The 20,104-nt window shown below is 66.2% G+C and carries 18 protein-coding genes; 13 read left to right on the top strand and 5 right to left on the bottom strand.

What is annotated here, in order from left to right:
• Nucleotides 1-252, top strand: a complete 252-nt coding sequence (minE, locus tag QPK32_RS11930) for a cell division topological specificity factor MinE (protein WP_290413031.1) — start codon at nt 1-3, stop codon at nt 250-252.
• 51 nt (nt 253-303) lie between these two features.
• Here the strand turns inward: minE and QPK32_RS11935 are convergent, their stop codons facing one another.
• A complete protein-coding gene (locus QPK32_RS11935) occupies nt 304-825 on the bottom strand; it encodes a DUF697 domain-containing protein (RefSeq protein ID WP_290413032.1) in 522 nt (173 codons plus the stop codon).
• 226 nt (nt 826-1,051) lie between these two features.
• On the opposite strand from QPK32_RS11935, the gene QPK32_RS11940 reads away from it, so the two are divergent.
• The 9 genes from QPK32_RS11940 (at nt 1,052) to QPK32_RS11980 (ending at nt 10,973) form a co-directional block, all read left to right on the top strand.
• Entirely contained in the window at nt 1,052-1,741 is a 690-nt protein-coding gene (locus QPK32_RS11940; RefSeq protein WP_290413033.1) for a response regulator transcription factor, read from the top strand.
• 53 nt (nt 1,742-1,794) lie between these two features.
• Nucleotides 1,795-3,069 carry a glutamyl-tRNA reductase gene (gene hemA, locus QPK32_RS11945; RefSeq protein ID WP_290413034.1) on the top strand — a complete coding sequence of 425 codons (1,275 nt, stop codon included), beginning with the start codon at nt 1,795-1,797 and terminating at the stop codon, nt 3,067-3,069.
• A 99-nt stretch (nt 3,070-3,168) separates the two neighbouring features.
• A complete protein-coding gene (gene prfA / locus QPK32_RS11950) occupies nt 3,169-4,245 on the top strand; it encodes a peptide chain release factor 1 (RefSeq protein ID WP_290413035.1) in 1,077 nt (358 codons plus the stop codon).
• Between the two features lie 198 nt (nt 4,246-4,443).
• Nucleotides 4,444-4,914 (top strand): disulfide bond formation protein B, encoded by a 471-nt coding sequence (locus tag QPK32_RS11955; RefSeq protein WP_290413036.1) that lies wholly within the window; start codon nt 4,444-4,446, stop codon nt 4,912-4,914.
• Nucleotides 4,914-5,753, top strand: a complete 840-nt coding sequence (prmC, locus tag QPK32_RS11960) for a peptide chain release factor N(5)-glutamine methyltransferase (RefSeq protein ID WP_290413037.1) — start codon at nt 4,914-4,916, stop codon at nt 5,751-5,753. Before QPK32_RS11955 ends, prmC begins: the two co-directional genes overlap by 1 nt.
• 75 nt (nt 5,754-5,828) lie before the next feature.
• Nucleotides 5,829-7,706 (top strand): DUF885 family protein, encoded by a 1,878-nt coding sequence (locus QPK32_RS11965; protein WP_290413038.1) that lies wholly within the window; start codon nt 5,829-5,831, stop codon nt 7,704-7,706.
• 109 nt (nt 7,707-7,815) lie between these two features.
• Nucleotides 7,816-9,411 (top strand): glutamate--cysteine ligase, encoded by a 1,596-nt coding sequence (gene gshA / locus QPK32_RS11970; protein ID WP_290413039.1) that lies wholly within the window; start codon nt 7,816-7,818, stop codon nt 9,409-9,411.
• 52 nt (nt 9,412-9,463) lie between these two features.
• Nucleotides 9,464-10,480 (top strand): histone deacetylase family protein, encoded by a 1,017-nt coding sequence (locus QPK32_RS11975; RefSeq protein WP_290413040.1) that lies wholly within the window; start codon nt 9,464-9,466, stop codon nt 10,478-10,480.
• A 31-nt stretch (nt 10,481-10,511) separates the two neighbouring features.
• Nucleotides 10,512-10,973 (top strand): GNAT family N-acetyltransferase, encoded by a 462-nt coding sequence (locus QPK32_RS11980; protein WP_290413041.1) that lies wholly within the window; start codon nt 10,512-10,514, stop codon nt 10,971-10,973.
• A 121-nt stretch (nt 10,974-11,094) separates the two neighbouring features.
• Here the strand turns inward: QPK32_RS11980 and QPK32_RS11985 are convergent, their stop codons facing one another.
• The 3 genes from QPK32_RS11985 to QPK32_RS11995 form a co-directional block, all read right to left on the bottom strand.
• Nucleotides 11,095-12,417, bottom strand: coding sequence for an MFS family transporter (locus tag QPK32_RS11985; RefSeq protein ID WP_290413042.1), 1,323 nt, complete (start codon nt 12,415-12,417; stop codon nt 11,095-11,097).
• Between the two features lie 141 nt (nt 12,418-12,558).
• Complete coding sequence (locus QPK32_RS11990; RefSeq protein ID WP_290413043.1) at nt 12,559-13,560, bottom strand: ketopantoate reductase family protein; 1,002 nt, start codon at nt 13,558-13,560, stop codon at nt 12,559-12,561.
• Between the two features lie 123 nt (nt 13,561-13,683).
• Nucleotides 13,684-15,561: a potassium transporter Kup gene (locus QPK32_RS11995; protein ID WP_290413044.1), complete on the bottom strand. Its 1,878-nt coding sequence runs from the start codon at nt 15,559-15,561 to the stop codon at nt 13,684-13,686.
• Between the two features lie 248 nt (nt 15,562-15,809).
• Here QPK32_RS11995 and rarD point away from each other — a divergent pair, with 248 nt between their 5' ends.
• From rarD to QPK32_RS12010, 3 genes are all read left to right on the top strand, one after another.
• Nucleotides 15,810-16,700, top strand: coding sequence for an EamA family transporter RarD (gene rarD, locus QPK32_RS12000; RefSeq protein ID WP_290413045.1), 891 nt, complete (start codon nt 15,810-15,812; stop codon nt 16,698-16,700).
• 182 nt (nt 16,701-16,882) lie between these two features.
• Nucleotides 16,883-18,550: an energy-dependent translational throttle protein EttA gene (gene ettA, locus QPK32_RS12005; protein ID WP_290413046.1), complete on the top strand. Its 1,668-nt coding sequence runs from the start codon at nt 16,883-16,885 to the stop codon at nt 18,548-18,550.
• 299 nt (nt 18,551-18,849) lie between these two features.
• A complete protein-coding gene (locus QPK32_RS12010) occupies nt 18,850-19,407 on the top strand; it encodes a transposase (protein ID WP_290413047.1) in 558 nt (185 codons plus the stop codon).
• 74 nt (nt 19,408-19,481) lie between these two features.
• Here the strand turns inward: QPK32_RS12010 and QPK32_RS12015 are convergent, their stop codons facing one another.
• Nucleotides 19,482-20,033, bottom strand: coding sequence for a porin family protein (locus QPK32_RS12015; protein WP_290413048.1), 552 nt, complete (start codon nt 20,031-20,033; stop codon nt 19,482-19,484).
• Nucleotides 20,034-20,104: the final 71 nt, after the last annotated feature.

A 20,104-nucleotide genomic window follows, 5' to 3' on the forward strand; every position in this document is an offset into this window, starting at 1 on the left:
ATGGCCTTGCTTTCATTCCTGTTTCCGCAGAAACAGAAGAGCGCGAATGCGGCCAAGGAAAGGCTGCAGATCATCATCGCGCGCGAGCGGACCAACCGCGCCGGGCCGGACTTCCTGCCGGCCCTGCATCGCGAACTGATCGAAGTGATCTCGAAGTACACCAAGGTCAACGCCGAAGACATCAAGATCTCGCTCGACCGCCAGGGCAACCTGGAAGTGCTCGACGTCAACGTCGTCCTGCCGGACGCCTGACCGCCGCCGGACCCACACAATGCCGGGCGCAGTAATGCGCCCGGCATTTTTTTATGAGACCGGCGCTTCAGGCGCCGTCAGCGCCACCTCGCGCGCGACCTTCACGCAGGCCTCCACGTGCTGGTAGCCCATCTGCCGGAACAGGGCGAAGCCGATCGCGGCCGACGCCAGCTGGCCCGCCAGCGGCACCACCTTGGCGGCCGACTTGGCCGCCAGCTTGGCGCCGGACTTCTGCAACAGCTTGATCACCAGCTCCCTCGTGACCAGCTTGCCGACCAGCATGCCGCCCAGGGCGCCGATGGCCTGGTAGGCGGCAACGCGCATGCGCGGATGTAACCGTTCGATCTGCTCCGGCGTCAAGCCGAACGCGCGATTGATTTCCTCGACCATGCTGGCGAAGCTCGTCAGGTCCGCGGCGATATCGACTCCCGGTATCGGAACGGCCGCTACGCCCGCCGAAATGGCGGCACGCTTGCGCACGATGGCGCGGCAGCGCTCGCGGACTTGCTCAATTTCGTCATTTGAAACGGGTAACAAGACCAGTTCCCCGCTTTCCCTCCGTTTTTTGAACATTTTTCCTCCGTTTCGGCATCTTGATGTACAGTGTAACCGCTGGTTCGTTGGCAATCTGACACAACTGTGACGTAATTACCCAACGAAAATGTGAATTTACTTGTGGCATCGGTAGCTTTGCTTTTTAAATCTCTGTTATATTTAGTGACATTGTAGGAATGTTCCTACAGTGAGTTCCTACACTGAAGACAGAGCAGTTCTAAAGCACGCACGCCGAGACAGCCCCATGAGAATAGCCGTACTGGATCACGATAACGCCCAGGCAGAACTCATCTGCCAGGTACTGAATGGCGCTGGGCACAGCTGCCAAGCCTTTGACAACGGCAAGGACATGCTGGGGCAACTGCGCAAGGACAGCACCGACCTCCTGATCGTCGACTGGCAGGTCAGCGACGTTCCCGCTACCGAACTGCTGCGCCGCGCCAAGGAAAAGATGGCGCCGAACACCCCGACCATGTTCCTGGCGGGCAGCTCGGCCGAGGACGACATCGTGGCCGGCGTCACGGCTGGCGCCGACGACTACCTGGTCAAGCCGCTGCGCCGCGGCGAACTCGTCGCCCGTGTGCAGGCCCTGCTGCGCCGCGCCTACCCGTCGCAGAACGGCGCCGAGCAGCTGCAGTTCGGCCCCTATGTATTCGAGACCCGTCCCGGCCGCCTCATGATGGATGGCGAACAGATCGATGTGACCCACAAGGAATTCAACCTCGCACTGCTGTTTTTCCGCAACCTGGGCCGTCCGCTGTCGCGCGCCTACATCCACGAATCGATCTGGGTGCGCGAAACGGCCGTGCCCTCGCGCACCATGGACACCCACGTCTCGCGCGTGCGCAACAAGCTGCGCCTGCGTCCGGAGAATGGCTTCCGCCTGGTCCCTGTCTATAGTTATGGATATCGGCTGGAAAAATTGGGGGCGTGAAGCCCTGCCCGCATCAGGGTATAATGGACGGACCGCCTAATTTTTAATCAGTCATGCAACTCCTTGCCGTTGGCCTGAACCACAACACCGCACCGGTCTCGCTGCGCGAGCAGCTGGCGCTCGGGCCCGAGCAGCTGGGCGCGGCGGTGCAGGCGGCACGGGGCTGGTTTTCGCGTTTCAATACGCGCGGCGAGGACGAGGCGGCCCTGCTCTCGACCTGCAACCGCACCGAGATGTATGCCGCCAGCGACGCGCCCGACCCGCTCGACGCGTCGGCCCGCTTCCTGGCCGACTACCACCAGCTGAACTTCGCCGACCTGCGTCCGCACCTGTACATGCTGCCGACGCACGACGCCGTGCGCCATGCCTTCCGCGTCGCCTCCGGCCTCGATTCGATGGTGCTGGGCGAGGCCCAGATCCTGGGCCAGATGAAGGACGCGGTGCGCGTGGCCGACGAAGCCGGCGGCCTGGGCACCTACCTGCATCAGCTGTTCCAGCGCAGCTTCGCGGTCGCCAAGGAAGTGCGCAGCACCACCGAGATCGGCGCCCACAGCGTGTCGATGGCCGCCGCCGCCGTGCGCCTGTCGGAACGCATCTTCGACCGCGTCAGCGAGCAGAACGTGCTGTTCATCGGCGCCGGCGAGATGATCGAGCTGTGCGCCACCCACTTCGCCGCGCACAATCCGAAGTCGATCACCATCGCCAACCGCACGCTGGAACGGGGCGAGGCGCTGGCCGCGCGCTTCTCCGGCCGCGCGATCCGCCTGGCCGATTTGTCCGACCTGCTGCCGCAGTTCGACATCGTGATTTCCTCGACCGCCTCCACCTTGCCGCTGATCGGCAAGGGCCTGGTCGAACGGGCGCTGAAGGCGCGCCGCCACCGCCCCATGTTCATGGTCGACCTCGCGGTCCCGCGCGACATCGAGCCGGAAGTGGCGCGCCTCTCCGACGCCTTCCTGTACACCGTCGACGACCTGGCCGACGTGGTGCGCACGGGCGTCGAGAACCGCCAGGCCGCCGTGGCCCAGGCCGAAGCCATCATCGACACGCGCGTGCAATCGTTCATGCACTGGATCGGCGACCGCGCCGTGGTGCCCGTCATCCGCGACCTGCACGAATCGAGCGAACTGCTGCGCCAGGCCGAACTGGAACGCGCGCGCAAGCTGCTGGCCAAGGGCGAGGACGTCGACGCCGTGCTCGAAGCGCTGTCGAAAGGCCTCACCGCCAAGTTCCTGCACGGCCCGCAACAGGCCCTGCACCGTGCCCAGGGCGACGAACGCGCGCGCCTGGCCAGCCTCCTGCCGCAGCTGTTCCGCGGCCGCCGTTAGCACTCTCCCCTTTTCGCGCCGCCCGCTTCTGCTATCCTGCGGCGGGCGGCCTGCTTCCTGCCGCCTTGCGGCTTCGTTCGTTTTCACTGATAGACTCCTATGAAACCATCCATGCTGGCCAAGCTGGACCAACTGGCCAACCGCCTCGTCGAACTGGACGAACTCCTGATGTCCGAGGACGCCACCGCGAACATGGACAACTTCCGCAAGATGAACCGCGAGCGCGCCGAACTCGAGCCGCTGGTGGTCGTCTATCGCCAGTACCAGACCGCGCAGGGCGACATCGCCGCGGCCCAGGAGATGCTGGCCGACCCGGACATGAAGGAATTCGCCCAGGACGAGATCGACGCCGCGAAGGAACGCATCGCCGCGCTCGACCTGGAACTGCAGAAGATGCTGCTGCCGAAGGACGAGAACGACGAGCGCAACATCTTCCTCGAGATCCGCGCCGGCACCGGCGGCGACGAATCGGCGCTGTTCGCCGGCGATTTGCTGCGCATGTACACGCGCTATGCGGAGCGCAACCGCTGGCAGGTCGAGATGGTGTCCGAATCGCCCTCGGACCTGGGCGGCTACCGCGAGGTGATCGTGCGCGTGGTCGGGCAAGGCGCCTACTCGAAGCTGAAATTCGAGTCGGGCGGCCACCGCGTGCAGCGCGTGCCGGCCACCGAGACCCAGGGCCGCATCCACACCTCGGCCTGCACCGTGGCCGTGATGCCCGAAGCGGACGAAGTGGAGGACGTGCAAATCAACCCGGCCGACCTGCGCATCGACACCTTCCGCGCCTCCGGCGCCGGCGGCCAGCACATCAACAAGACCGATTCCGCCGTGCGCCTGACCCACCTGCCCACCGGCATCGTGGTCGAATGCCAGGACGACCGTAGCCAGCACAAGAACAAGGCGCAGGCCATGAAGGTGCTGGCCGCGCGCATCAAGGACGTGCAGCTGCGCGAACAGCAAAGCAAGGAAGCGGCCACCCGCAAGAGCCTGATCGGCTCGGGCGACCGCAGCGAACGCATCCGCACCTACAACTTCCCCCAAGGCCGCCTGACCGACCACCGCATCAACCTGACGCTGTATAAACTGGACATGATCATGGACGGCGACCTGGCCGAACTGACGAACGCCCTGTCGGCCGAACACCAGGCCGAACAACTCGCCGCCCTGGGCGATTGATCCAACCCAAACCGGGGTCAGAGCCGGGGTCAGAGCCCGAATTTTGGCAATTTCCTAAAACCGGGCTCTGACCCCGGCTCTGACCCCGGTTCTAAGCAATTTTTAAGTTGCCAGAGTGAAAATGGAGAGGCCGCACGATGCCTTCGCGCTTGTGCGAAAATCCCAAGCTCGATTGACCGATCATCCAACAGGTAGCTTATGTCCTCGTCCCGCAACATCCTGCTGTCCATCGCCGCCGTCAGCATCGCCCTGGTCGGTGTCGCCCTGTACCTGCAACACGTCAAGGACATGCTGCCCTGCCCGCTGTGCATCATCCAGCGCTACCTGTTCCTGGGCATCGCGGTCTTCGCGCTGATCGGCGCCTTTGCAAACAAGATCAAGGCCTTCGGCGCGCTGGCCCTGCTGTCCGCCCTGGGCGGCCTGGGCGTCGCCGGCAAGCACCTGTACGTGATCGCCCATCCGGGCTTCTCCTGCGGCATCGACCCGATGGAGACCGCCCTCAACAAGATCCCGACCGCGACCCTGCTGCCCTCGGTATTCCGCGCCGACGGCTACTGCGAAGCGGCGACCGACACCATCCTCGGCCTGTCGGTGCCGCAGTGGTCGGCCGTCTGGTTCGTGATCCTGGCGCTGGCCCTCGTCTGGGCCCTGGTGCGGCGCGCGCGCTGATGGCGATCCGTCACGGCATGGCCGTGGGCGCGGCGCTGGCCGCGCTGCCGCTCGACCCGCTCGAGAACCGCATCCTGCTGTGCCATGCGACGGGCCTGAGCCGCGTCCAGCTGATCACGCAGGCGGAGCGGGCGCTCACCGACACCGAGGCGGCGGCGCTCGACGGCCTGGTCGCACGGCGCCTGCACGGCGAGCCGATCGCCTACATCGTGGGCAAGCGCGAATTCTTCGGCCTCGATTTCCACGTCAGCGACGCCGTGCTGATCCCGCGCCCGGACACGGAACTGATCGTGGAACTGGCGCTGGAGCGCCTGCAGCCAGGCGCACGCCTGCTCGACATGGGCACCGGCAGCGGCGCCATCGCCGTGTCGGTCGCCCATACGCGTCCCGATGCGCACGTCACGGCGCTCGACGTCAGCGACGCCGCCCTCGACGTCGCCCGCCGCAACGCGCAGCACAACGGCGCCGCCGTGCGCTTCCTGCGCAGCGACTGGTTCTCCGCCCTCGACGCGGCCGAGCACGGGGCCGAACGCTTCAACGTGATCGCCTCGAACCCGCCCTACATCGCTGCCGGCGACGAACACCTGTCCCAGGGCGACCTGCGCTTCGAGCCGGTCGGCGCGCTGACCGACCACGCGGACGGCCTGTCGGCGCTGCGCATCATCGTCGACGGCGCCCCCGCCTACCTGCACGCCGGCGGCTGGCTGCTGCTGGAACACGGCTACGACCAGGCCGCCGCCGTGCGCGCGCTGCTCGCCGCGCGCGGTTACGCGGACGTGCAGAGCTGGCGCGACCTGGCCGGCATCGAGCGCGTCAGCGGCGCCCGCCTGCCTGCGTAAGCACCCGCGCCCGACGGGGGCGCGGCCATGTCGATGTCTTTGTTACAATCCTCCATCCACATCCCGGGACCTGCGATGCGTCGATTGTGCGCGACTTTCATCCTGCTCGGCCCCTTGCTTGCCGTCGCGGCCAAGGTGGAGCCGGTCCTGCCTGCCCCGCCGTCCGCGGCCGAGCAGGCGCAGGCGCTGTTCGATCGCGACTGGGAGTGGCGCCTGCAGCACCAGCCGGAATTTGCCACCGGCATCGGCGACCACCGCTACGACGGCCAGCTCGCCGACACCTCGCTGGCGGCCAGCGCGCAAGCCATCGAGCACGATCGCCGCATGCTGGAGCTGGCGCGCCAGATCGACCGTGAGCAGTTGCAGGGCCAGGAGCGCCTGTCCTGGGACCTGTTCGTCGGCGACAAGGAGCGGCGCCTGGCCGGCGCCGCCATCGTGGCCTTCGATCCGCAACCGATCACGGCCTACGACGGCCTGCAGTTCCGCTTCCCGCAACTCGTCGCGCAGATGCCGTTCGTGACCGAGGACGACTACCGCAACTACCTGGCGCGCCTGCGCGCGTTGCCGGCCCACGTCGACGGCCTGATCGAGCAGATGCGCGAAGGCATGCGCACCGGCTGGACGGCGCCGAAAGCGGTCATGGCCGCGCTGCCGGACCAGTTGAAGGCCTTGCGCGAGCACCTGGCCGACGGCGCCGTCGGCGCGCCCCTGAAACGCCTGCCGGCGACCATCGATCCCGACGTGCGCGCCAGGCTGGCCGCGGACGGCGCGGCCGCGCTGCAGGCCGTGGCGCCCGCGCTGCAGAAGCTCGAGGACTTCGTGCGCGCCGACTACCTGCCGGCGGCGCGCGCCACCATCGGCGCGTCCAGCCTGCCGGGCGGGCCGGCCTGGTACGCCTGGCTCGTCAGGAACGGCGCCGATACCACGCTGGCGCCCGCCGAGATCCACGCGCTGGGCCTGAAGGAAGTGGCGCGCCTGCGCGAAGAGATGCGCGCCATGATGACGCAGACGGGCTTCAAGGGCAGCTACGCGCAGTTCCTCGTGTTCGTGCGCAGCGATCCGCGCCTGTTCTACGGCGACGCGGACGCGCTGCTGAACCGCTACCGGCGCACCATCGCGCGCGCCTACGCGCGGCTGCCGCAGCTGTTCGACACGATTCCTCCCGACGAGATCGCGGTCAAGCCCGTGCAGCAGGCCGGCGCCGAGAGCCAGGGCGCCGCCTACTACGAAGCGGGCACGCCCGGACGCACGGCGGCCCTGGTCGTGAACACGTCGCGCCTGAACACGCGGCCGTTGTGGGAAATCGAGACGCTGACGCTGCACGAAGCCGTGCCCGGCCACCACCTGCAGGTGGCGCGCGCCCGCGCCATCGCGGGCCTGCCGGCGTTCCGCCGCTACGGCTGGTATCCGGCCTACGGCGAAGGCTGGGCCCTGTACGCCGAAGGACTGGGGCCGGACCTGGGACTGCTGCGCGATCCGTTCTCGCAGTTCGGCCGCCTGGCCGACGAGCAGCTGCGCGCCGCGCGCCTGGTCGTGGACACGGGCATCCACGCGTTCAACTGGTCGCGCCAGCAGGCGCTCGACTTCCTGAACGCGAATACCGCGAATCCGCCGTCCGACAATGCCGTCGAGGTCGACCGCTACATCGCCCAGCCGGGCCAGGCGCTGGCGTACAAGATCGGCCAGCTGCGCATCGCCGCCTTGCGCGAGCGCGCCCGCGCCGCGCTCGGAGAGCGCTTCGACGTGCGCCGCTTCCACGACGCCGTGCTGGACGGCGGCGCGCTGCCGCTGGACCTGCTCGCGCGCCGCATCGACCTGTGGATCGCCACCCAGCAGTTGCCGCCGGTGGTGCCGATCCCCGTGGAACCGGAGACGCCGGCCGACGCCCCCGCGGCGCCGCAAAAGCCCGCACAATCACCTGGCGAAGAGATGCCGCTGCTGCTGCCTCGTTGATACAAACGTCACGCCGTTAATACAAATGTCATATTGATAGTCGCTCGGCGCGCTTGGCCGTTTTCGGTTACTCTCTGCACCTTCACGGCAGTATAAGAAAGGAAACCCTGTGTCGAACCAACTGACCCGCCGCCTGGCCCTGCTGGACGACGATGCGCACCGCGGCCTGCTGCTGCAGGGCCTGCGCGGCATCGAACGCGAGACGCTGCGCGTCGACGGACAAGGCCACCTGGCGCGCACGCCCCATCCGGTCCAGCTCGGCTCGGCGCTGACGCATGCACAGATCACCACCGACTACGCCGAAGCCCTGCTCGAATTCATCACCCCGGCCGAGCACGACATCGGCCTGGCCCTGCATCGCCTGGACGCGATCCACCGCTACGCCTATGCCAAGCTGGGCGGCGAACTGCTGTGGAGCCAGTCGATGCCCTGCGAACTCCCGTCCGAGGAAGACATCGAGATCGCCTGGTACGGCAAGTCGAACATCGGCATGCTCAAGCACGTCTACCGCCGCGGCCTGGCGCTGCGCTACGGGAAGGCCATGCAATGCATCGCCGGCATCCACTACAACTATTCGCTGCCGGAAGCCCTGTGGAAGGTGCTGGCCGCGAGCGAGGGCATCGCCGAGGAACGCCGCAACGCGCTGCGCGACTTCCAGTCCGAGAGCTATATCGCGATGATCCGCAACTTCCGCCGCTACAGCTGGCTGCTGATGTACCTGTTCGGCGCCTCGCCGACGCTGGCCAAGGGCTTCCTGCGTGGCCGCCAGCACCAGCTCGAGACGCTGTCCGACGATACCCTGTACCTGCCGTACGCGACCAGCCTGCGCATGAGCGATTTGGGCTACCAGAACGATGCCCAGGCCGGCCTGCGCCCGCACGAGAACAGCCTGGAAAGCTACGTCACCTCGCTGATGGATGCCGTCAACCGTCCGTATCCCCCGTACGCGGAGGTCGGCACGAAGAAGGATGGCGAGTGGGTCCAGCTGTCGACCAACATCCTGCAGATCGAGAACGAATACTATTCGACGATCCGCCCGAAGCGCGTGATCCGCACCGGCGAGCGGCCCGTGCAGGCGCTGTGCAACCGCGGCGTGCAGTACATCGAGGTGCGCTGCCTGGACGTCGATCCTTTCGAGCCGGTCGGCATCGCGCTGGAGACGGGCCGCTTCCTGGACGCCTTCCTGCTGTTCTGCGCGCTCGAGGAAAGCCCGCTCATCAACGCCATGGAAAGCCAGGTCCACGCGCGCAACTTCGCGCGCACCGTCAAGGAAGGCCGCCGTCCGGGCCTGACGCTGACCCGCAACGACCACGAAGTGCTGCTCAAGGATTGGGCCGAGGAGCTGCTCGACCGGATCCGCCCGGTCGCCGAGCTGCTCGACAGCGAGCACAATTACAAGGGCGCCCACGTGGAAGCGCTGAACGCGCAGAAGGCCAAGGTCGCCGATCCGGACCGCACGCCGTCCGCGCGCGTGCTGCAGGAAGTGCGCGTGCTCGGCTCGTTCGAGCAATTCGGCCTGCGCCAGAGCGAGCTGCATGCGCAAGCCTTCCGCGCCGACCCGCTGATGCCGGCCGAGATGGCCCTGTTCGACGAGATGGCCAAGGCCTCGCTCGAGGAGCAGGAACGGATCGAGGCGGCCGACACGGGCAGCTTCGACGACTTCGTCGCCGCCTACAACAGCAGTACACTATGCGGGAATAACTGATTCCTTCCGCTGCAAGCGCATCGCCTGCGGCGGCCATCGCCGCGGGGATGCCTTGCTCACCTTCTTCAACGAACACCACGCCCAGCACGCCGGGAACGGGGGTTCGGACCAACCCGGACGCATCGACGTCGTCGCCGCCGAACTGGCGCAGCGCGGCCTGGGCCGCATCGTCACGCCGCACGGCGTGGCGCTGGCCTCGCTCGAGCGCGTGCACACGCCGCGCTACCTGCACTTCCTGCGCAGCGCCTGGAGCGAGTGGCTGGCCCACGATCCGCGCAATGCCGGACGCGACATCGTGCCCGCCGTGTGGCCGGCGCGCGGCATGCGCCACGATATCGAGCCGGACGACCTGCTCGGCCGCATCGGCCTGCATGCCATGGACGCGCACACGCCAATCAAGGCCGGCACCTGGATCGCCGCCAAGACGGGCGCCGATTGCGCGATCAACGCGGCGCACGCGCTGCGCCTGGGCGAGCACGGCAGCTTCGCGCTGACCCGCCCGCCCGGCCGCCACGCGGGCGCGGACTACGGCGGGGGCGGCTGCTACCTGAACAATGCGGCGCTGGCCGCCCAGCACCTGCTCGACGACGGCCTGCAGCGCGTGGCCATCCTCGACATCGGCAGCCGCCACGGCAACGGCACCCAGGGCATCTTCTACCACCGCCAGGACGTGCTGTGCGTGTCGATCCACGCCGACCCGCGCACCGACTATCCGTTCTATCTCGGCCACGCCGACGAGACGGGCGCGGGCGAAGGCGCCGGCTGCAACATGAACCTGCCGCTCCCGCGCGGCACCGCCGGGCCGCAATGGATGATGGCGCTGGAGACGGCCTGCATCAGGATGGCCGGCTATGCGCCGCAGGCGCTGGTGGTCGCGCTCGGCGCGGACGGCTTCGAGGGCGACCCCGATTCGCCGTTCCTGTTGACGTCCGGGGATTTCCTGCGCATCGGCGAACGCATCGGCTACCTGGACCTGCCCACCGTGTTCGTGCTCGAAGGCGGCGCGGCGCGGCCGGAACTGGGCGTCAACGTGGTCAACGTGCTCGAGGGCTTCGAGGCGCCGGCATGACAATGTTTATCATCCAATGAATGGAACAAGAATGATCGAATGGCAGTTCAGCAGCTTCGCCGACCTGACGGCAGCGCAGTTGTACGAGGCGCTGGCCTTGCGCCAGCAGGTGTTCGTGCTCGAGCAGACGTGCCTGTACCCGGACATCGACGGCCTCGACCCCGGCGCCCACCACCTGCTCGGCTGGCGCACCGTCGACGGCAGGCGCGAACTGGCGGCCACGCTGCGCTGCCTGGCGCCCGGCGCGAAGTACGAGGAGATGTCGATCGGCCGCGTCGTCACCAGCCCGTCCACGCGCGGCACGGGACTGGGGCGCGAGCTGGTCGCCCAGGGCCTCGCCTGCGCCGACAGGCTGCACCCGGGCCACGCGATCCGCATCGGCGCCCAGGCGCACCTGGAAAAGTTCTATGGGAGCTTCGGCTTCGTCACGGTGTCGGAACCGTACGACGAGGATGGGATCATGCACATCGACATGGTGCGGCCGGCGGCTTGATGCGCTAAATAATACGTCGTCCCTGCGAAGGCAGGGACCCAAGTTTGCCAGCAGCGCGATAGCGCTTGCAAATTGGGTCCCCGCCTCCGCGGGGACGACGGATTATTCATGCGTTATCGGCTTACTTCAGGTGCCCATGCCTGGTCGGATCCGGCATGCGAATGGCGACGATCAGCGCCAGCAGGCACATGATGCTGACGTACCAGTAGAAGTAGGACTCGTGGCCGGCCTGCTTGAACCACAGCGCCACGTATTCGGCCGAACCGCCGAAGATCGCGTTGGCCACCGCGTACGACAAACCGACGCCCAGCGCGCGCACCTCGACCGGGAACATCTCGGCCTTGATCAGGCCGCTGATCGAGGTGTACAGGCTGACGATCGCCAGCGCGGCGACGATCAGCGCGCCCGCCGCGACCGGGCTTTGCACGCCGCCCAGGGTGGTCATGATGGGCACCGTGCAGACGGCCGCCAGGCCGCCGAACCAGATCATCGAGGTGCGCCGGCCGATGCGGTCCGACAGCGCGCCGAACACCGGCTGCAGCGCCATGTAGATCAGCAGGCAGACCGTCATCACGCGGCTGGCCGTGGTCGTGCTCATGCCGGCCGTGTTCACCAGGTACTTCTGCATGTAGGTGGTGAAGGCGTAGAAGATCAGCGAGCCGCCGGCGGTGAAGCCCAGCACGGTGACGAAGGCGCGCGTGTGGTTGCGCAGCAGCGCGCCGACGGTGCCGGCGCCCTCGGTCTTGCGGGCGTGGTCGGTGGTGGTCTCGTGCAGCGAGCGGCGCAGCACCAGCGAGATCAGGGCCGCGCAGGCGCCGACCACGAAGGGGATGCGCCAGCCCCAGGCCTTCAGTTCGTCATGGGACAGGATCAGCTGCAGGATGCCCAGCACCAGCAGCGCGGCGAGCTGGCCGCCGATCAGCGTCACGTACTGGAACGAGGCGAAGAAGCCCTTGCGGCCCGGTTCGGCCACCTCGCTCATGTAGGTGGCGCTGGTGCCGTATTCTCCGCCCACCGACAGGCCCTGGAACAGGCGCGCCAAGAGCAGCAGCAGCGGCGCCGCATTGCCGATCGTTTCATAGGTCGGCAGCGCGGCGATCATCAGCGAGCCGCCGCACATCATCAGCACCGAGATCATCATCGAATTGCGGCGGCCGTAGCGGTCGGCGATGCGGCCGAACATCCAGCCGCCGATCGGGCGCATCAGGAAGCCGGCGGCAAAGATGCCGGCGGTGTTCAGCAGCTGGGCAGTCGGGTCGCCCTTCGGGAAGAACGCCGACGAAAAGTACAGCGCGCAGAAGGAGTAGACGTAGAAGTCGAACCACTCGACCAGGTTGCCGGACGAGGCGCCGACGATGGCGAAGATGCGCTGACGCGAGGTCAGGTCGTGAATTGCTTTTGCTTCCGATGCTTCAGTTGCTTCTGTTGCAGCCGTGTTGCTCATAGTGCTCCTCCGAATCGTTCATCGCATGGCGGCGCTGAACGACTCACGGAAGAACCGCCAGGCCAGCACGGCCATCCAGCAAGGATAGCAGTTTCTTAATTTTTTCGGTTGAACGCTATCGAATTTATTTCCGTAAAGACATTATTCGGTACGAAGTGAAAGCGCTGCACCGCCCTGCTCGCGCTGTTCGCTGCGCAGGCGGGCAAGCGCGATGATGTCGGCCGTCGTGTCTATCGGAATGCCCTTGCGCGCGGCCAGCTCCAGCACGGCGTCGCCGATCGCCGCCAGTTCCAGCGGGCGGCCGGCCTCGTAGTCCTGCAGCATCGAGGTGCGCACCGCGCCCATGCCGGCGCCGCGCGCGATGAAGGTATCCGGGTCGAACGGCAGCCGGGCGCCGTAGGCGGCGGCCGTCAGCATCGCTTCTCCCAGGATCTTCTTGACCAGCGGGCGCATCGACGGCAGGCCGTAGATCTGCTCCAGCGTGGCCCCGGTCAGCACCGACAGGGGATTCGAGCTGAGGTTGGACAGCACCTTGGTCCAGACCACGTCGCGGATGGACGCCGTGGCCTCGGTGGCGATGCCGGCGCCGGACAGCAAGGCGGCCAGCTGCTGCGCGCGCGGGCTGGCGCGGTGGTCGATCTCGCCCACGATCAGGCGGTGCGGGTTGTTGGCGCGTACCACGCCGGGGGCCAGGGTCTCGGCCGTGATGTAGACGACGCAGCCGACCAGCTGCGCGGCCGGCACGGCCCGGGCCAGCACGCCGTCCGGGTCGAGCGTCGCGAGGGAGCGCCGTTCGGGCTGCGCCGCGGCGCCATCGAAAAACCACCACGGCACGCCGTTGATGGCGGGGACGACGATCGTATCGGGTCCGAGCAAGGGGCCGAGCCGGGGCAGGACCTCGGCCAGCGCCGTGGTCTTGGTACTGACGAACACGATGTCCTGGGGGCCCAGGACGGCGGGGTCGTCGGAGGCCGCGGGATGGGCCGTGTGGGTGCCTTCGAGGTCGTGCAGGCGCAGGCCGCGTTCCTGGATCGCCTGCAGCGTGGCGCCGCGCGCCAGGACGGAAACGTCGTGTCCGGCCATGGCCAGGCGCACGGCGATGGTGGTGCCGATCGCGCCGGCACCGACAATGGAAATACGCATGATGATTCTTGACGGTCGCGTTCCGGCAGTCGCCTGCCGGACAATATGAAGACCGCAATGTAGCACACGCCGCGCGGCCTTGCGCCCCTCCTTCGACAGAGCGGCGGCGCCGCGCGGCGCGGTTCAGATCTCGACCTGGGTACCGAGTTCGATCACCCGGTTGGTCGGGATCTGGTAGTAGGCGGCGGCCGTGCGGGCGTTGCGCTGCATGGCCACGAACAGGTGTTCGCGCCACGGCATCATGCCCTGGCCCGGCACCGAGATGATGGTCTGGCGCGTAATGAAGAACGAGGTCTCCATCATCTCGAATTGCAGGCCCTTGCAGTCGCACATGCGCAGGATCGCGGGGATGTCCGCCTCGTCCTTGAAGCCGTAGTAGACGTTCAGCTGGTAGCAGTTATGGCCCAGCGGGACCACCTCGACCTGCTCGTCGTCCGGCACATACGGTTCCTCGCGGATGCGCACCGTCAGGAACACGACGCGCTCGTGCAGCACCTTGTTGTGCAGCAGGTTGTGCAGCAGCGCATGCGGCACGCCGTCGGTCTCGCCGCGCAGGAAGATGGCGGTGCCGGCCACGCGCTCGGGCGGCGCCACGAACAGCGACTGCAGGAAGTCTTCCAGCGGGATCGCATGGCGCTCCAGGTTCTGGAACACCAGCTCGCGGCCGCGCTTCCAGGTCAGCATGATGGTCAGGAGGACAGCGCCCAGGAACAGCGGGAACCAGCCGCCGTGCAGCAGCTTCAGCGTGCTGGCCGAGAACAGCGCCAGGTCCATGAACATGAAGAAGCCGGTGGCGCCCAGGCACAGCAGCAAGGGCAGGTGCCAGCGGTAGCGGATCACGAAGAAGGTCAGGAAGGTGGTGGCGAACATCGTCGCCGTCACCGCGATGCCGTAGGCGCCGGCCAGCTTGTCCGAGGAACCGAAGCCGATCACCGCGACCAGCACCACGATCAGCTGCAGCCAGTTCACGGCCGGGATGTAGATCTGGCCGATCTCGCTTTCCGACGTGTGCATCACGCGCATGCGCGGCAACAGGCCCAGCGCGATGGCCTGCTTGGTCATCGAGAAGGTGCCCGAGATCGTCGCCTGCGAGGCGATCACCGCGGCCATCGTCGACAGCACGACGAGCGGCAGCACGCTCCAGCTGCCGAGCTGGTGGAAGAACGGGTTGTCGATGGTGTCCGGACGCGTGATCAACAACCCGCCCTGGCCCAGGTAGTTCAGCGCCAGCGCGGGGAACACGATCAGGAACCAGGCGAAGCGGATCGGCTTCTTGCCGAAGTGGCCCATGTCGGCATACAGCGCTTCGGCGCCCGTCAGCGCCAGCACCACGGCGCCCAGCGCGACGAAGGCGATGAACTGGTTGCGCAGCACGAATTCGAACGCGTAATAGGGGTTCAGCGCCTTCAGGATCACGGGCGCCTGCACGATGTTGATGATGCCCATGATCGCCAGCGCGCCGAACCAGAGGATCATCACCGGCCCGAACCAGCGGCCGATGCCGGCCGTGCCGTGGCGCTGCACGCTGTACAGCACCACCAGCACGACGATGGTCAGCGGCACCACGTATTTTTCCAGGCCCGGCGTGGCCACTTCCAGGCCCTCGATGGCGCCCAGCACGGAGATCGCCGGCGTGATCACGGAGTCGCCGTAGAACATGGTGGCGCCGAACACGCCGATCAGCATCAGGGGGAAATGCCAGCGCGAGTGGCGCGTCACGGAGTTCAGCGCGAGCGCCATCAGCGCCATGATGCCGCCCTCGCCGCGGTTGTCGGCGCGCAGCACGAGGGTCACGTATTTGAGCGAGACGATCATCGTCAGGCCCCAGAAGATCAGGGAGACGATGCCCAGCAGGTTGGACGTATTCAGTGCCAGGCCATGGGTGGGATCGAAGATGGTCTTGAGCGTGTAGAGCGGGCTCGTACCGATGTCGCCGTAGACGATACCGACCGCAGCCAGGGTCAGCGCCGCAAGGCTGCTTTTCTTGTGTTGCGACGTCAAGGTTTCACCGTTGTTTGTTCTGGTGCGTTGCACAATAGAATAATTAAAAGGGAAAGACAAGTTTGGCTTTCCGCCGAGCTTGTTATTTTCTCAAAATTTTGTTCATCATTACAATCCATGTGGATAGTCTGCCCCATCGCCGGGGCTGTCAGCGCGCGTTAGCATTTCCTGTGAAAAAATGGCAAGCCGTCAGCACGGCCGGCCCAGTTCCAGGATAATGTCGGCCCGACCATTTATTCTCCTTATCCATGCGCACCGGCATCCTGTCCGCCGCCCTCGCCTTCCTGTGCTGGGGATTGTTCCCGTTGTACTTCCACGCAATCGGCGACGTGCCGCCCGTGCAGATCCTCGCCCACCGCATGCTGTGGTCGCTGCTATTCCTCGTCATCGTGCTGCTGGTGCGGCGCCAGTGGGCCTGGCTGGCCGTCGTGCGCCAGCCGCGCGTGTTCTTCAGCTTCGTCGCCTCGGCCTCGCTGCTCAGCGTTAACTGGCTGATCTATATCTGGGCCGTGAACAACGGCCACGTGATCGAAGGCAGCCTCGGCTACTTCATCAACCCCCTCGTCAACATCATGTTCGGCTACGTGCTGCTGAAGGAACGCCTGCGCCGCGCGCAATGGCTGGCGATCGGCGTCGCCGCGCTGGGCGTGGCCTGGCTGACCTGGCAGGCCGGCACCGTTCCCTGGATCGCGCTGGCGCTGGCCGCGTCGTTCGGCGGCTACGGCCTGCTGCGCAAGACGGCGGCGCTGGGTGCATTGGAAGGCTTGTCGTTCGAAACCATGGTGCTGTTTCCGCTGGCAGCCGGCTACGTCGCCTGGCTCACCATCCACGGAGACAATGCCTTCATCAATACGCCGTCGGACACGACGCGCCTGCTCCTGATCGCGGCCGGCCCGATCACGGCGATCCCGCTGCTGCTGTTCGCCTCGGGCGCGCGGCGCATCCCGCTGTCCGTGCTGGGATTGCTGCAATACCTGTCGCCGACGCTGCAGTTCCTGCTGGGCGTGTGGCTGTTCCAGGAGCCGTTCAGCGCCGAGCGCCTGGTCGGCTTCGCCCTGATCTGGATCGCGCTGGCGCTGTTTGCCCTGGAAGGCTTGCTGCGCCGCCCGTCCAGCCCACCACGACGCAAGCTTGACTAGCTTCAAACCGGGGTCAGAGCCGGGGTCAGAGCCCGATTTTTGGCAATTTCCTAAAACCAGGCTCTGACCCTGGCTCTGACCCCGGTTTGTGCTAACGCAAATGTCGAAATAAGTGCTCTGACCCCGAATTTTCAGTATCCTGTCGTCCTCACAATCGCAATCACCGAACACATACTTATTACATGGCCAATTACGTCTATACCATGAACCGCGTGGGCAAGATCGTCCCACCGAAACGCCAGATCCTGAAGGACATTTCCCTGTCCTTCTTCCCGGGCGCAAAGATCGGCGTGCTGGGCCTGAACGGCTCCGGCAAGTCGACGCTGCTCAAGATCATGGCCGGCATCGACACCGACATCCAGGGCGAAGCGCGCCCGATGCCGGGCCTGAACATCGGCTACCTGCCGCAGGAACCGCAGCTCGATCCGGACAAGACCGTGCGCCAGGAAGTGGAATCCGGCCTGGGCGAAGCCTTCGAGGCGCAAGCCAAGCTGGAAGCCGTGTACGCCGCCTATGCGGAAGAAGGCGCGGACTTCGACGCGCTGGCGAAGGAACAGGAACGCCTGGAATCGATCATCGCCGCGGCCGACGGCGGCAACCTGAACCTGCAGCTGGAAATGGCCGCCGACGCGCTGCGCCTGCCGCCGTGGGACGCCAAGATCGGCGTGCTGTCGGGCGGCGAGAAGCGCCGCGTGGCGCTGTGCAAGCTGCTGCTCTCCAAGCCGGACATGCTGCTGCTGGACGAACCGACCAACCACCTGGACGCCGAATCGGTCGAGTGGCTGGAACAATTCCTCGTGCGCTTCCCGGGCACCGTGGTCGGCATCACCCACGACCGCTACTTCCTCGACAACGCCGCCGAATGGATCCTGGAACTGGACCGCGGCCACGGCATCCCCTGGAAGGGCAATTACTCGACCTGGCTGGAGCAGAAGGAAGCGCGCCTGAAGCAGGAAGAAGCGACCGAATCGGCACGCCAGAAGGCGCTGGCCAAGGAACTCGAGTGGGCCCGCCAGAACCCGAAGGCGCGCCAGGCGAAGTCCAAGGCGCGCATGGCCCGCTTCAACGAACTGTCCGAATACGAATACCAGAAGCGCAACGAGACCCAGGAGATCTTCATCCCCGTCGCGGAACGCCTGGGCAACGAAGTCATCGAGTTCAAGAACGTCTCGAAAGCCTTCGGCGACCGCCTGCTGATCGACAACCTGTCGTTCACCGTGCCGCCGGGCGCCATCGTCGGCATCATCGGCCCGAACGGCGCCGGTAAATCGACGCTGTTCAAGATGATCGCCGGCCTCGAGCAGCCGGACAGCGGCGAAGTCGCGATCGGCAAGACGGCCCGCGTCTCGCTGGTCGACCAGTCGCGCGACGACCTGGCCGCCGGCAAGACCGTGTTCGAGGACGTCAGCGGCGGCGCCGACATGCTGTCCGTCGGCCGCTTCGAGATGCCGTCGCGCGCCTACCTCGGCCGCTTCAACTTCAAGGGCTCGGACCAGCAGAAACTGGTCGGCAACCTGTCGGGCGGCGAACGCGGCCGCTTGCACCTGGCCAAGACCCTGCTCAAGGGCGGCAACGTGCTGCTGCTGGACGAACCGTCGAACGACCTGGACGTCGAAACCCTGCGCGCGCTGGAAGACGCGCTGCTGGAATTCGCCGGCAGCGTGATGGTCATCTCGCACGACCGCTGGTTCCTGGACCGCATCGCGACCCACATCCTGGCCTTCGAAGGCGATTCCCAGGTTACCTTCTTCAACGGTAACTACCAGGAATACGAAGCCGACAAGAAGAAGCGCCTGGGCGAGGAAGGCGCGAAGCCGAAACGCATCCGCTACAAGCCGCTGACGGCCTGACCGGTCGCTGCCCGGCAGCCTCGACACGTCGTCCCCGCGCAGGCGGGATCCAGTCTTGCAAGCGTCCCGATGGCGCAAGCAACACGTGGGTCCCCGCCGGCGCGGGGACGACGTTTTTTATGCTGCCGACAATCTATTTCGCGGGTTTGCCACTTCCATCACATTGATTTATAAGCGGAAATGGATCGCCGTCAATTTCAAGTCATGTGTAGAATCGATCGAGGTTGAGCTTGTTCAAGCCCTGCGCGCTTTGCGCCAGATCGATACGAGGTAGCGATGACGCCGGGCAGACTACATCCATGACACATTACCGCGACAACCGCGTGCCGGGTACGACCGTCTTCTTTACGGTACGCTTGCTGGACCGCGACAGCACCTTGCTGACGGACCATTTTTCGGCATTCGGCGAAGCGATGCGCCAGGCCCGCATCCGCAAGCCCTTCCACGTCGATGCCTGGGTGGTGCTGCCCGACCACGCGCATGCGATCTGGACCCTGCCGCCGGGCGACCACGATAGCGCCCTGCGCTGGCGCGCCGTCAAGATCGCCTTTTCGAAAGCGCTCCATAAAGCCTGCCTGCAGGGCGGCACCCATCCTGCCGCGCACCAGGCCGGCGACGCCATCTGGGAGCGCCACTACCGCGACTACCGTGTCGGCGACGACGAGGAATATGCGGCGCTGATCGACTACCTGCACACCAATCCGGTACGCCACGGCCTGTGCGAGGATGCGTCGGCCTGGCCATGGTCCTCGCTGCACCGCTTCGTCGCGGCCGGCTTCGCGCCACCTGCGGAGCCCTTGCCGGCGCCGCCATGGATGCGGGCCGGCACCGCCCCCTTGCGCGCGCTGCGCCAATGAACGACCCATAAACGTCCAATGAACGACAAAAGGGGCCCGCAGGCCCCTTTTCCCTAGGATCTGTAACTACAAGCTTAGAAGCTGTAGCGTGCGCCGATGGTCCAGACGTCCGGCTTGGCGCCGAAGTCCTTCGATTTGCCGTAGCGCTCGTATTCGGCGGTCAGGGCGACGTTCTGGTTGATGTTGTACTGGAGGCCGACGGCGCCGTAGGCACCGGTGTCGTCATCCTTCAGGTTGACCAGGTTGGTGCGCAGTTCGCGCTGGCTGTGCTGGACGCCCAGCTTGCCGTACAGCGAGAACTGGTCGTTCAGCGCCGTGCTGGCCTTGGCCGCGACGTAATAACCGTAACCTTTCGTATCGCCGCTCACGCCGGCGCCGCTGACGTCGGCCTTGCGGAAGTCGGTATAGCCGACTTCGGCGCCCCAGGTCTGGTTGAATTCGTAGCCACCGAAGACCTTGCCCGAGGCCTTGTAGCCGTCGTTGTCCAGGCCGCGGAAATCTTCATGGTCGGCAGTGGCCACGCCCACGCCGACGTAGGCGCGCGGTTGGGTGCTGGCGGTGGTTTGTGCTTGTGCGGCCGAGATGGCGGCAGCGCTGGCGAGCAGTGCAACGATGAGCTTTTTCATGGTCTTTCCTCTTCGATTGTTTGACTGGTTCGCGATGCCGATGTGAATCGCGATGGAGCCAAGATAGCACC

Source organism: Massilia sp. YIM B02763 (assembly GCF_030412015.1).
Lineage (GTDB): Bacteria > Pseudomonadota > Gammaproteobacteria > Burkholderiales > Burkholderiaceae_D > Telluria.

What these genes read in the sequence shown, in the direction of transcription:
- QPK32_RS11990 (WP_290413043.1), bottom strand. Translation starts at nt 13,560, where the DNA reads ATGCGTATTTCCATTGTCGGTGCCGGCGCGATCGGCACCACCATCGCC.
- QPK32_RS11985 (WP_290413042.1), bottom strand. Translation starts at nt 12,417, where the DNA reads ATGAGCAACACGGCTGCAACAGAAGCAACTGAAGCATCGGAAGCAAAA.
- prmC (WP_290413037.1), top strand. Translation starts at nt 4,914, where the DNA reads ATGGCGATCCGTCACGGCATGGCCGTGGGCGCGGCGCTGGCCGCGCTG.
- QPK32_RS11965 (WP_290413038.1), top strand. Translation starts at nt 5,829, where the DNA reads ATGCGTCGATTGTGCGCGACTTTCATCCTGCTCGGCCCCTTGCTTGCC.
- rarD (WP_290413045.1), top strand. Translation starts at nt 15,810, where the DNA reads ATGCGCACCGGCATCCTGTCCGCCGCCCTCGCCTTCCTGTGCTGGGGA.
- QPK32_RS12015 (WP_290413048.1), bottom strand. Translation starts at nt 20,033, where the DNA reads ATGAAAAAGCTCATCGTTGCACTGCTCGCCAGCGCTGCCGCCATCTCG.
- QPK32_RS12010 (WP_290413047.1), top strand. Translation starts at nt 18,850, where the DNA reads ATGACACATTACCGCGACAACCGCGTGCCGGGTACGACCGTCTTCTTT.
- QPK32_RS11940 (WP_290413033.1), top strand. Translation starts at nt 1,052, where the DNA reads ATGAGAATAGCCGTACTGGATCACGATAACGCCCAGGCAGAACTCATC.
- QPK32_RS11935 (WP_290413032.1), bottom strand. Translation starts at nt 825, where the DNA reads ATGTTCAAAAAACGGAGGGAAAGCGGGGAACTGGTCTTGTTACCCGTT.
- ettA (WP_290413046.1), top strand. Translation starts at nt 16,883, where the DNA reads ATGGCCAATTACGTCTATACCATGAACCGCGTGGGCAAGATCGTCCCA.
- QPK32_RS11955 (WP_290413036.1), top strand. Translation starts at nt 4,444, where the DNA reads ATGTCCTCGTCCCGCAACATCCTGCTGTCCATCGCCGCCGTCAGCATC.
- hemA (WP_290413034.1), top strand. Translation starts at nt 1,795, where the DNA reads ATGCAACTCCTTGCCGTTGGCCTGAACCACAACACCGCACCGGTCTCG.
- minE (WP_290413031.1), top strand. Translation starts at nt 1, where the DNA reads ATGGCCTTGCTTTCATTCCTGTTTCCGCAGAAACAGAAGAGCGCGAAT.
- prfA (WP_290413035.1), top strand. Translation starts at nt 3,169, where the DNA reads ATGAAACCATCCATGCTGGCCAAGCTGGACCAACTGGCCAACCGCCTC.
- QPK32_RS11980 (WP_290413041.1), top strand. Translation starts at nt 10,512, where the DNA reads ATGATCGAATGGCAGTTCAGCAGCTTCGCCGACCTGACGGCAGCGCAG.